Origin of the sequence: Flavobacterium chryseum, from assembly GCF_004362015.1 — a bacterium.
Taxonomy (GTDB): Bacteria; Bacteroidota; Bacteroidia; order Flavobacteriales; family Flavobacteriaceae; genus Flavobacterium.
Window position 1 is genome coordinate 49,598 of record NZ_SNWW01000002.1, and the last position, 16,643, is coordinate 66,240.

Annotated in this window: 8 protein-coding genes; 1 reads left to right on the forward strand and 7 read right to left on the reverse strand. The window is 33.2% G+C overall.

What is annotated here, in order from left to right; translation table 11 throughout:
• Window positions 1-103 precede the first annotated feature (103 nt).
• Window positions 104-517 carry a winged helix-turn-helix transcriptional regulator gene (locus EV143_RS03975; RefSeq protein WP_133506684.1) on the forward strand — a complete coding sequence of 138 codons (414 nt, stop codon included), beginning with the start codon at window positions 104-106 and terminating at the stop codon, window positions 515-517.
• A gap of 375 nt (window positions 518-892) precedes the next feature.
• Here EV143_RS03975 and EV143_RS03985 read toward each other — a convergent pair whose 3' ends face one another.
• From EV143_RS03985 to bglX, 7 genes are all read right to left on the reverse strand, one after another.
• Complete coding sequence (locus EV143_RS03985) at window positions 893-1,816, reverse strand: glycoside hydrolase family 16 protein (RefSeq protein ID WP_133506685.1); 924 nt, start codon at window positions 1,814-1,816, stop codon at window positions 893-895.
• 49 nt (window positions 1,817-1,865) lie between these two features.
• The gene (locus EV143_RS03990; protein WP_133506686.1) at window positions 1,866-3,257 is read right to left on the reverse strand and encodes an endo-1,4-beta-xylanase; all 1,392 of its coding nucleotides are present in this window, start codon (window positions 3,255-3,257) and stop codon (window positions 1,866-1,868) included.
• Between the two features lie 133 nt (window positions 3,258-3,390).
• Complete coding sequence (locus EV143_RS03995; protein WP_133506687.1) at window positions 3,391-4,494, reverse strand: hypothetical protein; 1,104 nt, start codon at window positions 4,492-4,494, stop codon at window positions 3,391-3,393.
• A gap of 10 nt (window positions 4,495-4,504) precedes the next feature.
• On the reverse strand, window positions 4,505-6,028 hold the full coding sequence (locus EV143_RS04000; RefSeq protein ID WP_133506688.1) for a RagB/SusD family nutrient uptake outer membrane protein: 1,524 nt from the start codon (window positions 6,026-6,028) through the stop codon (window positions 4,505-4,507).
• 62 nt (window positions 6,029-6,090) lie between these two features.
• Window positions 6,091-9,189 carry a SusC/RagA family TonB-linked outer membrane protein gene (locus tag EV143_RS04005; protein WP_133506689.1) on the reverse strand — a complete coding sequence of 1,033 codons (3,099 nt, stop codon included), beginning with the start codon at window positions 9,187-9,189 and terminating at the stop codon, window positions 6,091-6,093.
• Between the two features lie 477 nt (window positions 9,190-9,666).
• Window positions 9,667-13,827, reverse strand: coding sequence for a hybrid sensor histidine kinase/response regulator transcription factor (locus EV143_RS04010; protein WP_133506690.1), 4,161 nt, complete (start codon window positions 13,825-13,827; stop codon window positions 9,667-9,669).
• A gap of 244 nt (window positions 13,828-14,071) precedes the next feature.
• Window positions 14,072-16,354, reverse strand: a complete 2,283-nt coding sequence (gene bglX, locus EV143_RS04015; RefSeq protein ID WP_133507160.1) for a beta-glucosidase BglX — start codon at window positions 16,352-16,354, stop codon at window positions 14,072-14,074.
• Window positions 16,355-16,643 lie beyond the last annotated feature (289 nt).

The window sequence follows — 16,643 nt, forward strand, 5'->3', positions numbered from 1 at the left end:
TATTTCTTAGCTTAAAATTATTATTTGTATATTTGCTTGCGAATTGCAAGTGCAAATATAAAAGCATTTACTTGTAAAATGCAAGTGGTTTTAAATTTATTTTATGAAAACTCAAAAAAAGAGATCAGACTGCCCGGTAAGTTTTTCACTTGAAGCCTTTGGTGACAAGTGGTCACTATTGATTGTGAGGGATTTAATGCTTAAAAAAAAATGTACCTATGGCGAATTGGCCAAATCTGATGAGAAGATAGCAACTAACATTTTGGCTGCCCGACTGCTTTCATTAGAAGAAAACGGAATTATTCAGAAACTGGAGCATCCGGAAAGTAAAGCCAAAGTATTATATCAATTGACACAGAAAGGAATGGATTTAATTCCCATAATTGTTGAAATTAATCTTTGGGCTGAAAAGTATACCAAAATTCCTGATAAAAGAAAGGAATTGCTGGGACAGATGAAGGCTGATAAGGAAGGATTTATTAAAAATGCTTTAAAAGAACTTGAATCAAATCTATAGTATATATTACATTGAAGCTGCCTCCAATCTTATCTTCATTCTTTCTTCAACATCTCGATAACTTAAAGTAAACCTAAGTTTGAAATATACTGCCTGCAGAATAATAGACTTTGGATAGCAATGACCTTTCGTATTCATTTTTCGATGGGTTTAAATTCTAAAGATAAATGTTATTCCCAGATGTGACAGAACCGAAAATAATATGACCATAACAAGAGATAAAATTGAGATTAAACAGAAATATAAAAAAGAGGCTGTTCCTTTACGGAAAGCCTCTTTTAAAAGTTGTATTTTGAAGAATTGAATTCGAACTATCAGTGCTGGCTACAACATAAATATTTATAATTTTCGAAATCTGCTTCCTCCGCTTATCAATTAGATTGGTCTTTTGTAAACCGTTACATCATCTACCCACATCATTACAGATGAAAATAAGTTAATTTTATTAGGGTCTATAAAATTAGAGTCTTTTGATCCCACATTCATATTGAAAATAATCGAATGTGTTCCAAAATTATTAAAATTAAGATTAGCTACACTACTGTTCATATATGTTGCAACAGTTACATTGTCAACCTTTATGGTTACGGTTACAACATTGTTTTGCATTTTCCAGAAGGATTCATATAAATGCCATCCGTTATTTCCGTTTAAATTAAAACTACCGGGATAGTTTCTTTCGGCAGCGTTTCCTAATAAGTTGTTTCCGGAAGAAGTTCCATAAAAAATATTTGAAGTATAACGGCTGGCGTTAGGTGCAAAAGAGTAACCTTCCAGAATATCAATTTCTCCTTTGGTTGGCCATGCGTTTTGCTGTACAGACCAAAAGGCCGGCCATGCACCGTAAGTATCTGAGAAAGATTTGTAGGTTCCGCCATCCATCGCTATTAATTTAATATTAGCAGAAAGCATATACTCTGTATTGTTTTCTGGTTTGTATTGATAATGAGAACTAATGAAACCAGATTGATATTTGTAAGTGCTTAATTTGGTTGTTTTGATTTCTAAACATTGTTTTCCATCTCTCCATTGTGTGGTAGGTACCGAACTATTATAGTCACAATACCAGGAATTATAATCCGATCGTTGTTCTTTTGTCCATTGTGACAAATTAGAGCCTACATTGAATGTGTCTTCAAATTGTTTCACCCAGGGTGCGGCGGCTATTTTACCTGTACTTTTAGAGGTATTTACACTTGCCAATTGGTCTTCTTCCAATACAGGACTTGTATTATCTGAGCAGGATGCAAATCCTAAAACACATGATAATGCTAATGATAACAAATTTAATTTTTTCATAATTTTTTGTGGTTAATTAATAGTATAGTAAAGTATTATGCTTTAAAATTTAATCTAAACCTTCGAGAAATCCGGTATGCGAACTTTTGATAGCAAAATTTGCGTCATACAATAAAGGCCAGTCATTTCCAACATGGTTAAGATCTGTGTTATACGGAATCCAGGATTCATTATCCTTCATTCCCCAAATCGTTAAAGCGTATTTGTTTGCTGCCGGAAGTGCATTATAGATTTTTACCATTTCTTTGTATTTTTCTTTTTGAGCTAATCTTCTTTCATTTGTAAAAGTAGAGATGTCATTAAATTGATTGACTTGAATGTCTAATTCTGAAACATGAATTTTCAGACCCTTTGAAACAGCTCTGTTAATATCTGTTTCGATTTGAGTTTTTGTTGGGCTTAAATAAGTATTATGCATTTGAAAACCAACACCATCAATAAGGTTACTTGTTTTTAGATCATCTATAATGCTAAAAACTTTATCTTGTTTTGGGATATTGGTCGACGTTGCATAATCATTATAAAACAATAATAAATTTGTGTCACCTGCTGTAGTTGCTGCATTTCTTGCCCATTGAAAACAATCTTTTACATAATTAGGTCCCATTCGTCTAAGAAAAATAGTATTTCTCATATTGCCGCCATTATCATCTACAGATTCATTAACCACATCCCAGGATTTTACTTTTCCGGCATAATGCGTCACAACATCCGTAATATATTTTTTTACTTCTGCAGCAAATTCAGCATCAGTACCAGAAAAATCGGTTAGCCATTTTGGTACTGAATTGTGCCATACTAAAGCGTGACCGTGAACATTGATGCCATTTGAATTTCCGTAAGCAACAATTTGATCAGCCACTGTCCAGTTATAAACACCGCTTGTAGTAGAAATTTGATCCATTTTCATTTCATATTCGGCAGAAATACTGCTAAATTCATTTTTCAAAATAATATCATAAGGGCTTCCGCTGGTTAATTGCGAAGCCTTTATTGCCATACCAACAAAAAATGGATTTGCCACCTTATTGACTTTTACTTTTAAAAATGTAGGATCTTCAGGAATACCGTTAGACCCGGTAGTTACAACACTAATAACATTTGAATAACCCGAAGTTTGCGTCTCTGATTTGGCTCTTACTCTGTAATAATATTGCGTACCACCCGCTAAACCAACCACAACTTCATTCAAATCAGTCACTTCTTTTGAATTGTAATTGGGCACAATTGCTGTAAAATTTTCGGTTGTAGAAACATCTAAAAGATAGCTTTTAGAATTGGAAACATAATTCCATTTAGCTTTAAAACCATTGTCATTCACATCTTTTGGTGCATTTGCAATGGGTGTTTCTAAAGTTTCAACAGTTTCATTGTCATCTTTAGAACAGGCATTTAAAAAAAAGAAGAGACTGCTGAGCACTAGTAAAAATTTAATTTTCATACTGTTTTTTTATTATAGAATATTCTGGAATACTCTTATTATATTTTCTTTGTTATTTATGATATAATTCACTTTTATAAAGAGGCTGCTTTGATGACAACCTCTTTTTTAGTAAAGTGCATACAATCCTCAATTATTGGTAACGAATTTTAATATTGTCAAATTTTATCACACTAGGATTTGGCGTATCACTCTGTACAATTCCTACTTTGATTTCATTAACTTTAGAAGCGTCCAGCGTAGTAGCAGGCAGTCCAAACCCATAATTATCTTTAAAATCAGCTAAGGTTATGGTTTTTGTTGTCCAATTTATATCGGTTATTTTAAAATTATAACCATAATCTTTACCATCGATGGTGTTTAATTGTATGGCAAATTGAGCGCCTATTACATTGGCACTAACGTCAATATCTATAAAAGTTCTTGCAGCATCAGTGTTTGATGTACTTAGAAAACTAGTTCCTCCTCCGGCGCTGCTTCCGTTGTAACCGTTGGCAGTTGAACCAGTCCATGCAAGTGCTGCATAATTACCTGTTGGACCACCTGCAGTATTTGCGTTAAAACTATCGATATCGCCATAAGAATTCCAACTCGTTCTGACACCATTTCCGTCAAAATCAGATACTATAACTAGTGTGGCAAAATTTATTGTTGTTTTTGCTGTACCTCCCGGAGTAGTGATTATTAATTCTGATCCTGAAACTGCATCTGCAGGTAAACCGATAATAATTGAAGAAGATGATTTTAGAGTATAATTTAATGCTTTTCCTCCTAAGGTTACCGAAGAAATATTATAAAACCAGGTGCCTTCAATTTCCAGCGGAAATCCCGGAGTTGCTACAGCCGGAATTGTTTTTGTAACGGTAGGAACAGGTTGTAAAATCTCGATATCTTTTGTAAATGAACCGGCAGCTGTTTCAAATGTAATGGGTTGTACACCAAATCTGCTTCCTAGTTTTTCGTCAAAAGGAATCGTAAAAATAAATGCTTTATCTGAATTATGATTAGGATTAAAACTGATATTAATTTTATTATCCAGCGTAATCTTTTTTAATCCCGCTAAACCTTCACCTTCGACCCTAACTTTATTTAACGGAAAAGCCTGATTAAGTAAATCTCCGGGTTCAGCAACCATTGCATCTATAGTTGCAGTAGTACTATTATCATCATTTTGGCAAGCTGTAAAAGAAACCAGAGCCAAAAGAATTATAATTCTATATTTTATTTTATTGATCATAGTATAAAAATTAATTGAAGTTAAAAGGAACCGGTGGTTCTAATAATGATGGATTAGTATCAATAGCAGATTGAGGTAATGGCAATTCAAAATAATTATTGCCAGGAGTTATCTTTCTGGAAACCAATTCAGTTCTGGCATCATCAGAATAAAAACCAACTTCCTGCTGTGAAATAATTGCTGTAGCTTCAGCAATACCACGGCGTTTTAAATCAAAGAAATACTGTCCTTCAAGTGCAAATTCGACTCTTCTTTCATTAAACAGATCCTCTCTGGTAAGTATTGTTTTAGCTGGTAATCCGGCTCTTGATCTCACTTCATTAAAAGCGCTTAAAGCAGCTGCAGAAGTAGTAGAACCTGCTCCGGCCAAAATCGCTTCGGCATGCATTAACAAAACATCAGAATATCTTAGTATAATCGTGTTTTGTGATGTTCTCATAAAAAACACATCGTTTCTTTCTGCTGCAGAACCTACAATGTATTTTCTGAAATTAGCTCCTGTAGAAGAAAGGATTTTTTTGTACGTGAAACCACCTTGATTTTTTAATAATTCAGGATAAAAGTCACCATCTGTCATAATCGTGTTCTTTTTTCTGGTATCTTTTGGCTCAAATCCAGCTTGTAGTGAGATAGAAGGCAGATAAACTCCCCATCCGTCGCCGCCACCGGTTATTCCTGTACCTCCCGGAACTATATAGGCCTGGTTTGTATTTTGTGTTCCCCATTCTGTAGCAATCGCTTTCCATTGCAAGGCAAACATACTCTCTGCGCTATTATTATTTTCAGGGCTGCTAAATAAGTTTCCATATTCCTGGATTAATTTATATTGGTTTCCAATAATTTGCTGGGTTAAGGCTGAACTTTCTCCGTATTCATTTAAGGTTAAATGCACTTTTGCAAGAATACCCATAGCGGCAAATTTCGTAACATACCCTTTTTTTAATGGTTGTTCAGGTAGATTTTCAACAGCATATTCCAAATCCTGTTTTATAAATTTGTACACATCCGAAACGAGATTTCTTTTTGGCTGTGCAGCAGAACCGGCTTTGCTAATAATAGGCACAGCACCAAAAGTTCTCACGAGATAGAAATAGGCATTGGCTCTCATAAATCTGGATATTGCAATAGCTTTTTTATACGATGCTTCAGGCAATTCGCTTTTTCTTTCTTCAACCAGACTCATTAAATTATTGGATTGATCGACAACCGAAAATAACGAAACGTATCCTTCTGTCAGAATTGGGTTTTGCGAGGTTACCTGGGCATCTTTAAATTGTGCATAGGCACCATCAAATGAAAAAGCATTTCCCGCATACATATCTCCTACAGCAATCAGGAATTTATCATTAAAAGTAAACCACGGCTTAAAGTACAAACTCTCTGCGATTCCGTCAAAAGCGGTTACTCCTTCGGGTAAGTCTGCCGGAGTTAATTGATTTTCAGATGGTGCATCCAAAAAATCATCTGAACAGGAAAATAAAGACAGTAATGGTATTAGCATTCCCATCATAAAAAGTTTAAAAAGTTTTTTCATAACTATTTTTTTTTATGTTAACGATTATGAATCATTAAGTTAAATGTGTTTTTTTATCAATTTTAGAATTCTAAATTCACTCCCATAGAAATTGTTCTTGGCACAGGATATCTTCCTAAATCAATACCGCTTAGGGTTATATTTTGATCTAAATTTCCAAGGGCAGGATCAAAACCGGAGTATTTAGTAAACGTGTATAAATTTTGAACATTTGCGTATACTCTTACTTTAGAGAAAATAGATTTTTCGAATATCTTTTCTGGTAAATCATAGCTCAATGAAACATTCTGAATTCTTAAATAAGAGCCATCTTCAACAAATCGATTTGAAATTCTGCCATTACCGTTTGGATCATTAAGTGTGATTCGGGGTACATCTGTATTTTCGTTTACTCCAGGTTCAAAAGCACTTAATGCCTCAGTACTAACGTTTCCAAAACGATCTCCAAATCCCGGATAAATACCATCTGTATAATGGCGCGTAAAATTGTAGATCTGGTTGCCCTGACTTCCTGTTAAAACAACAGATAAACTGATGTTCTTGTATTTAAAATTATTGGTAAATGCATACGTAAAATCAGGAATTGCATCTCCTATGGCTGTTTGATCTTTACTATCGATTTTTCCATCACTGTTAAGATCTTTAAAACGAATATCTCCAATTCCGGTTCCTGTTTCCTGAGTTGGTCCTGCAGCTAATTCGGCAGCATTTTTAAATAATCCGTCAGTAACGTATCCATAAAATTGTCCTACCGGCTGTCCTTCTGTTGTTCTGGTAACGTTATATAAATCGAATTGTACTTTCCCTAACAAAGATTTGCCCTGACCCTGAAAACTGGTCAGCTCATTATTGTATTTAGATAAAATAATTGTACTGTCCCATGTGAAATTTTCGGTAACAATATTTCTTGTATTCAATGTAAATTCGACTCCTTTAGTTACAATTTCACCTGTATTGAGGTAGTAATTAAGTGCACTTTGATTTGATTCATCGTTGATTTGTTTGGTCAGGAAATCTGAAGAATTCTTAACATAATAGTCAAAATCTATTTTTACTCTGTTATCAAATAATCCTAATTCAAAACCGGCATTGAAAGATTTAAGAGATTCCCATTTAATATCCGGATTGCCTAAGTTATCAATTGTTGGTGACACACCTCCAAAGGGGGATGAAAGTAACGATAGTATGGTTTGATATCTGTTTGCCGGAATATTTTGATTTCCTACAAGACCATAACCTGCCCTGAATTTTAAATAATTTATAGTCTTTGATAAAGGCTCAAAGAACTTTTCGTTACTTACTGTCCATCCTCCTGAAAATGACGGGAAATATCCCCATTTGTTGTTAGGTCCAAAATTTGACGAAGCATCAGCTCTTAAAGACGCAGAGAAAGAATATCTGTCAGAAAAGCTATAGTTTAATCTCGAAATATAAGATGCCATCGACCATCTGCCGGAACCATTGCCGTTAAGTGCAGTATCAATATCTCCAATGTTTAAGTTCGTAAAATCCTTATTTAAAAACTCACCCGTTCTGTAACCGCTTAAATATTCATAGCGGCTTTCCTGGGCTTCCTGACCTAATAAGAAAGTAAAATTGTGATTTTCATTTAGCGTTTTATTATACGTCAGATAGTTTTTAATGTTCCAATAATAACTTTGATCCTGCTGTTTGAAAGATTTGTTTAAAAGTTCAGACACATTTCCTAAAGTATATTTAGGCGCAAAAGCACTGCTTTTTGAAAAATTCAGATCATAACCTAATTCAGATCTAAAAACTAATCCTTTGATAATCGTGAAATCAGCAAATAAATTACCATTAATTTTAAATCTTTCTGTAGTTGAATTATTGTATTCCGATAAAGCAATTGGGTTTGTTGCTTCATTTGCAGAAGACCCTAAACCACTTGTTGGTCCCGCATAAGAACCATCGGCGTATCTAACCGGTAATTCCGGCGATTGTCTTAAGGTGTTCATAACCAAACCACCTCTATCATCGTTTCTTACTACTTGTTGAGACGACTTACTTACAGATAAGTTATTACCAATCTTTAGCCAGGATTTAACATTAGAATCTACATTTAATCGCATTGATAATCTGTTGAAATCTGAGTTTAGAACAATTCCTTCCTGATCAAAATAATTTAAAGAGGTATAAAAACGTGTTCCTTCTTTTTCACCGGAAAATGACAGCTGATGATTGTACATTGTAGCGGTTCTAAAAAGTTCATCCTGCCAGTTTGTTCCATTACCTAATAAATTAGGCTTTTGATATTGATACGGAACAGGCTCACCGTTTAATTTGAAAATTTTTGCCTGATAAGCAGCATATTTTGGCAAGTTTAAAACATCAACTGTATTTGTTACCTGCTGAGTTCCTAAATAGGTTTCATAGGTAAACTTTGATTTTCCTTTTTTTCCTTTTTTGGTTGTAATCAAAACGACACCATTGGCACCATTGGCACCATAAATAGCCGTTGCTGATGCATCTTTTAAAATATCAATGGTTTCGATATCAGAAATATTCAAACCTGATAAAGCAGAATTTTTAGTTTGTCCGCTTCCTCCGCCTAATGCGCTGAATGAAAAAGAGTCGTTGTTTTTATCAGCAAAAACGGGTGTTCCGTCAATAACATATAAAGGTTCGTTACCGTTAATGGAAGTTATTCCTCTAATTTGAACAGAGATTCCGCCTCCGGGAGTACCTGAATTTTGAGTAACGTTTACACCTGCGGCCTTACCCACTAGTGCCTGATCGATAGAAGTAAACGGTTTGTCCTGAATTTCAGAAGCTTTAATAGAAGAAACAGCACCGTTTATATCTTTTCTTTTTGAAGTTCCGTATCCTATCACAACAACCTCATTTAATTTTTCCAGGTCATTAACCATAACAACCTGCATGACTGATTTTGCGGGCAGTATTAAATTTTTATATCCTACATAACTAAAAAGCAATGAAGCCGTTGGTTCGACGTTGTTTAAGGCAAAACTACCGTCGAAATCGGTAACTGTTGCGTTTTTTGTTCCTTGTACTACTACACTAACACCCGGCAGACTGATTCCGCCAGATGTTACTTTACCTTTAACAGTTTGAGCAAAGAAAAAATTTCCCCACATACACACTATTAAACACAATAGTTTTTTTAATGTTCTTTTCTGCATAAAATTTGGTTTTGAGTTGAGTTAAATAATTAGTTGTTTTAGTTTGTATAAAATATTTAATGGGTTGTTTTTGTCTAGCTCATTGTATAAGTTTTGATAAAAAACTATTTCTTAAATATTTCTTAACGAAAGTAAAATCTACAGCAGTCCAAGTGTAGAACAGATGAAGCAAATCATGCATCATTTGATGCAAAACAGCATTTGAACCCTCTGGATTTAATGAATAACAGATAAAAACCGTTAAACGACTAATGAAGTATTGGTAAAAAATCATACTTTAAAATATATTATGCGAAATTATATTGTAGTATTTTTATTAAAATAACAAGTTTGAGAAAAATTCAAAAAAGTACTTTTTTCGAAACACGCTAAACAAAAAAAAGCCCCGATTTTAAATCGAGGCTTGTAAAATTATATGAGCTTTAATGAAGCTTTTTTATCTTTATTCTATATTCTTTCTTCTTTAATCTTTTTTCTTTATTCCTTAGATCCAATTTCCTGTGTAGGGAGATGCCCGTATTTAATTTTATAACATTTGGCAAAATAAGAAGGGGAAGTGAATCCTACTTTATAACTAATTTCATTAATATTAATAGTATTATTGCCTTGCTCGAGCAATTGTTTTGCTTTTTCTAATCGTACATTTCTAATAAACTCATTTACTGAAACACCTGTTAGCGTTTTTATTTTTCGATACAATTGACTCCTGCTCAGGAAAACTTTAGAAGAAAGCAACTCCACACTTAAGTCAGATTCGCTCAGGTTTTCATTAATAAAATGAAGGATTTTCTGAATGAAATCATTGTCTAAAGAAGTGGTTTTTTCTTTTCCATCTTTTGTGATACCGGTATAAAACTTCTTAAACATTATTTGTCTGCTTGTAATAAGCTGTGCCAGACTGGATTTTAAAATATCCAATTCAAATGGTTTGCTCAAATACATATCTGCACCAGAGTCTATTCCTTCAATCCTGTCTTGTACCATTGCTTTTGCAGAGAGCATCAATAACGGAATATGACTTGTTTTTAAATCTCCTTTTATATTTTTACACAACTGCAATCCGTCCATTACTGGCATAATAACATCTGTAATTATGATATCCGGTAATTTCTGAACGGCCAGTTCGTAACCTTTTTTTCCGTTTTCGGCGGTAATAACTTTATATGATTTACTCAATTCTGTTTTCAGATAATTCCGTAATTCAAGATTGTCTTCAACAATCAAAACGGTATATGCTTTTGCAGTATCTGCCGCAATTTCTTTCATTGGCTCGTCAGGAATGTCTTCATCATCTGCCTGATATTTATTCGATTCAAACAAGAACTTATTTTTATTTTTTTCTATTTCAAAAACTTCATTGACTACTTCATTTTCCTTATAAAAAGAGTTGCCTAAAGGAAATGTTACCATGAATTTTGTTCCTTCTCCCGGTGTACTTTCAACATCAATTTTTCCTTTATGAAGCTCAACAAATTCTTTTACAACCTCTAAGCCAATTCCGGTGCTGCCGTAGTAATCTTTATTTAGGTTATTAACCTGATAAAATCGATCAAAAATTCTTTTCAAATCCTCTTTGTAGATTCCTGAACCTGTATCTGTAATTGTTATTGAAAAGGATGGAATTTTACTTCCATTAATTATTAAGGAACTATCCTCATCTAATTTTTCTATAGAAATAGCAATAAAACCATCATCGGGAGTAAATTTAAAAGCGTTTGAGATAATATTGAATATTATTTTTTCCAGCATTTTAGGATCTAACCAATCTTCAAGCTCTTCAAGTTCTGATTCGAAATCAATAGTTATGTTTCTCGCAGCTGCTTCCTCATCAAAATAACCTATAATTTCTTTTACAAATGCGATCACTTCAATTTTTTTAACCTGAAGGAAAATTTTGTTGAACTCTAATTTATTAAAATCCATAAGCTCATTGATAAGCCTTGAAAGCCTGTCTGAGCTTTTGTGTACAGTTTTTAATTTGTTATGTATTTCGCGCGATACGTTTTTACTTCTTAAAATATCTTCGAGAGGGTTAATAATTAAGGTTAATGGTGTTCTGAATTCATGCGAAATATTAGTGAAAAACTGTAATTTTTTATTATTTAATTTCTCTAACTGAATTGTTTTTTCTCTTTCTAATATTATGGATTGTCTGGCTTTAAAACGATTTTGATAAATTTTGTTGAAATATATAATCAGGAAAATTAAAATAGAGGCGTATATTAAATAAGCCCAAATGGTTTTCCACCACGGAGGAAGGATTTTAATTTTTAGCTCTAGCTGAACATTACTCCAGGAACCATCTGCATTGGCCGATTTTACTTTAAAAACATAATTACCAGGTTCCAAATTGGTGTATGTAGCTGTTCTGTTATTGCCTACATAATTCCAGTCTTTCTCAAAACCTTCAAGATAATAGGCGTATTGGTTTTTTTTAGAATAATTATAATTTATCCCCACATATTCGATCGTAAAAACCGATTGCGCATGATTGAGAGTAATTTCTTTTGTCTGAGAAATTACTTTGGTTAATGGCGAACCCTCTTCATTTGGCTTTACAGATTTATTAAATAATTTGAAATCACTAAAATACAGCCTTGGTGCTTTTTCTGTTTTTTTAATTTCATTGGGATTAAAATAGTTTACTCCTTCATAACCACCAAAATACAGTTCTCCATTTCCATCTTTAAAGACTGCATTATTATTAAAATCGTTATCAACAAGACCATCATCTTTATTGAAATTTGTACTTTGTTTGTTTTTAAAATCGAGTTTTGTCAGCCCGGATCCACCGCTTATCCATAAAGATCCATTATTATCAGAAATGATGGCGCGGACTGATTTTTCTTCAAAACCTGGAAAATCATCATAATCAGAAAAGATCTTATTTTTTTTATTATAACTAAAAAGTCCTTCACCATCTGTACCTATCCATATTTTTTTATCGTTTGACTCATAAATTGATAAAATGGTCTGAATACCTTTATATTTCGTTTTATCCCTGAACATTTCATCTCGCATGTTTATCACTCTAAAACCGTAATCGGCATTTAAGTGTACCTGATATAGCCCTAAAATTGTTCCCACCCATAAAATATTATCAGAGTCAACAAAAACTTTACGAATAAAGGCTTCGTCTAAAGCGTTATCTGCAAAGGGTTTAGTATCACAATGAACGAATGTATTGTTCTTATTGTCAAAATAATGAAGTCCTTTTATGAAAGTTCCAATCCAGATTCGGCCTCCGGAATCTTCAGAAAAACTAAAAATCCTATTTGATTTTAATCCGGAAGTATTTGTCGTATTATAGTTTATGAATCTGGTAGTTCCATTTTTCAAAAAATAGATACCGCGATCCCAGCTTCCTACCCAGATATTTTGTTTACTATCTATGAATATAGTCTGAATATCAACAGCATCAAGACCGGAATAGTAACTTTGATTGTTTTTGTTAACATGGATATAGGTTTTAGCCGAAAGATTATAAATATCAAGTCCGCCGCCTTCATTACTTATTATCAGATTACCCTTTTTATCTTTTATAACTGATGTTACATAGCTTGTTTGCAAGGAATTATCATTATTAACAAGTGACTCAAGTGAATTAAATTTATTATTAGGCTTATCAAATACTCCAAGCCCTTTATTGAAATAACCTAGCCAAAGTCTTTTTTCCTTGTCTTCGTATAAGGACCATACGGAATTCGACTTTAAACTAAAATTATTGTATTTACTGTGCAGGTATTTTTGAAGTACTTCTCCTTTATAATTTACAACTAATAATCCATCATTTTCTGTACCGCAAAGTATATAATCCTGACTACTTTGTATAATAGATAAGATTTTATTTTTAGTAATAAAAAAATTCTCAAATTGATAGTTATCCGTTTCAGGTTTAATTTTTATCAGGCCATTTTCAGTCGTTCCCAACCATAAATATCCAAATTTGTCTATAACTACACTTTCTGTATCATCTAACAAAGGTTCTCTTTTAAACTTGTCTTTATAAACATGTTTTACTTTTCCGTTTACATCTATCTCTAAAAGTCCATAACTGGTTCCTAAATAAATAATTCCCTGCTTATTTTTTACAGAACATTTGATTAAAAAATTTGGTTTTTCTAAAACTTTTGAGTGAACTAAGGATGCTTTTAAAGTTTTTACATTTAGTTTAAATAATCCAAAACCATAAGCACCTAAAATTATGTCGCCATTGTTATCTTCAATAATTGTTTTTATAGTAATTGGCTGTTTATAGCCTTTTACAATTGCATCCTGAATATTGATTTTAGTAAAATTATCCAGATCCCTATTGTATAAACATAAACCTTCATCTGTACCAATCCATAAGTTATTTTTAGAATCAATAAAAGTGGCATAGATAAAGTTACTGTTTACTGAACCTGATTTTTTATCATGTTTATATCCAAAATAATTTACCCCGTCATATCGATATAATCCTGCGCCGTTTGTACCTATCCAAATAAAACCATTTTGATCCTGAATTATAGACGAAATAGCTCTTTTTGAAGTAGTTTCCTGTATGCTTCTAAATTGGTAGTTTTCAAATTTATCCTGAGAAAACAGACAATTTATAAGCCCAAAGCAACACAGAAGAATATATTTGATATTTTTCATTTACATTTTAATATTTATCAATTCTATTTGAAATAAAATTTATAATTGATTTTTATTTAATCATATCTAAAACAATATTAATAAAACTAAACAGAACACTTACTTTTTTTATCCAGATTTACCATATTGCTAAAAACCTGAGTAGATTAATGGCCTCAAAAGGATTAATCGTACTCAGGCTGTAGATTGCTTAAAAATAAATTAAATCCCGAAGTTATTTTTTTGTTTTTAAGTTCATTAGCATTTATTTTAGTTCGAATTTAGTGGTAAGACCTTCATTAGAATTCCAGCCTACCATAATATTAAACAAACCGGCTTCGGTTAAAAAATTACCATTGTTGTCATAAAATCCAAGTTCCTTATCTGTTAAAGTAAACTGAACGGTTTTTGTTTCTCCTTTTTTTAATGCAATAAGCTCAAAACCTTTTAATTCCTTAACAGGTCTAACCACACTGGCAACAGCATCATTTACATATAATTGAACTATTTCTTTTCCATCAACATTTCCGGTATTGGTAACATCAACACTTAGTTCAATTTTTTCTCCTTTCTGGAAGGAAGTTTTTGCTAATTTCAGATTTTTATATTCAAAGGAAGTATAGCTTAATCCATAACCAAATGGATATAATGGTGTTTTTTCGACATCAATATAATGAGACCAAAAAGCGTTTTGATCTTTATTGGCTGGTCGTCCTGTATTGTACAAATTGTAATAAATTGGACACTGTCCTACGTTTCTTGGGAATGACATTGTCAGCTTACCACTTGGGTTGTAATCTCCGTACAAAACCTGTGCAATTGCATTTCCGGATTGGGTACCTAACTGCCATGCTTCAACAATAGCAGGAATATTTTCTGCTGCCCACGGTAATGCCAGCGGACGCCCGTTATTTAAAACCAAAATAATATTAGGATTTACTTTGTAAACTTCCTCTAATAATTGCTGCTGATTCCCAGGCAGACCTAATTCAGTTCTACTGCGTCCTTCACCACTTTGAAAACCAATTTCTCCTAAAACCATTACCACAACTTCTGCTTGTTTGGCTGCATTTTTCGCAGCTTCAAATCCGGAAAAATCAGTTGTATTAATTTTTACTTCATCAACAAATACTTGTTTATTTAATGCCACATCAGTTCCTTTTTCATAAACCAAAGTGTTGTTTTTATATTGCTGCATTCCTTCAAGAACCGATATAGCTGTATTATCATCAGCCGCAATTCTCCAACTTCCGAGCGGACTGGTTTTATCATTTGCCAAAGCACCAATTAAAGCGATTTTCACTCCTTCTTTTTTTAATGGCAACAGTTTTTTATCATTCTTCAATAAAACTATTGATTTTTTAGCCATATCCAGAACAGCTTCATTATTGGCCTTGTTTCCAATACTTGATTTTTCACGGGATTCATCACAATATTTGTATGGATTATCAAACAAACCTAATTCAAATTTTACTCTAAGAATTCTGCGAACAGCATCGTCGATCACATTTTCTTTTACCAATCCTTTTTTTACCAAATTGGCCAATTCTGTTACATAAACATTTGATTCCATATCCATATCAGAGCCTGCAACAGCGGCTTTTTGAGCGGCATCGGCTGCATCGACTGCGTAACCGTGGGTAATCATTTCGGCTATAGAAGCCCAGTCAGAAACGACAAAACCATCAAATTTCCAGGCTCCTTTTAAAATGTCTCTTTGCAAAAAACTATTTCCGGTTGCCGGAACTCCATTTAATGTATTAAATGAATTCATGAAAGTACGAATTCCGGCATCGACAGTCGCTTTAAAAGGTGGTAATACACTATTGTACAATTTAGAATTACTCATGTCGACACTATTGTATTCCCTGCCTGCTTCTACAAAACCATAACCTGCAAAATGTTTGGCGCAAGCAATAATAGAGGTGTTAGCACTTAAGCTCTCTCCCTGAAACCCTTTAACACGAGCAGTAGCAATTTTGCTGCCCAGATAAGGATCTTCTCCGGCACCTTCCATTACGCGTCCCCATCTTGCATCATTCGAGATATCTACATTAGGTGCAAAAGTCCAGTTTAATCCTGAAGCAGAAGCTTCTATAGCAGCAACATGCGCCGAATTTTTAATGGCTTCTAAATCCCAACTTGCAGCTTCTGCCAACGGGATAGGGCTGAGAGTTTTATAACCATGTATCACATCAAAACCAAAAAGTAACGGAATGCCAAGACGGGTTTCTTCAACAGCAATTTTTTGTACGGCCCTTACTTCTTTAACGCCTCGTACACTTAGCATAGAACCTACCAATCCTTTCTTTATATTATTGTATTTTTCTTCATTAGAACCTGATTCGGGTTTTGGACCTGTAACATCCCATGAACCATTGTATTGATTCATTTGCCCTACTTTTTCTTCTAATGTCATTTCTTTCATTAAAATTGAAATCCGGTCTTCAATTGGTTTACTGGTATCCAGGTATTTTTTTGATTGCGCGTATCCATTTCCAAACACAATTAGCAGTAAAAAGGCATATTTTTTAATTTGTTTTTTCATCATAGTTTTTTAAGTTTTTGCAGCGTTGTTAAATTATGTAGGTGATAGTAGATTATATTTTTTTTATTATAATTTATTTTGCATACTATAATTTTACCAGTTCATTTACATGAAATCAGTAAATTCCGAGGTTGTAAATGTAATTTTCCTGAATTCATTAGGGTAGAACATTTGAAGCATTATGTGCGACAAATGGTGTATTTACATAAAAAAGCCCGATATCAAAAGATATCAGGCTTAACTTTTAAAAACATAACCACTCATTCAATTGAATACTATTGTTACCTTT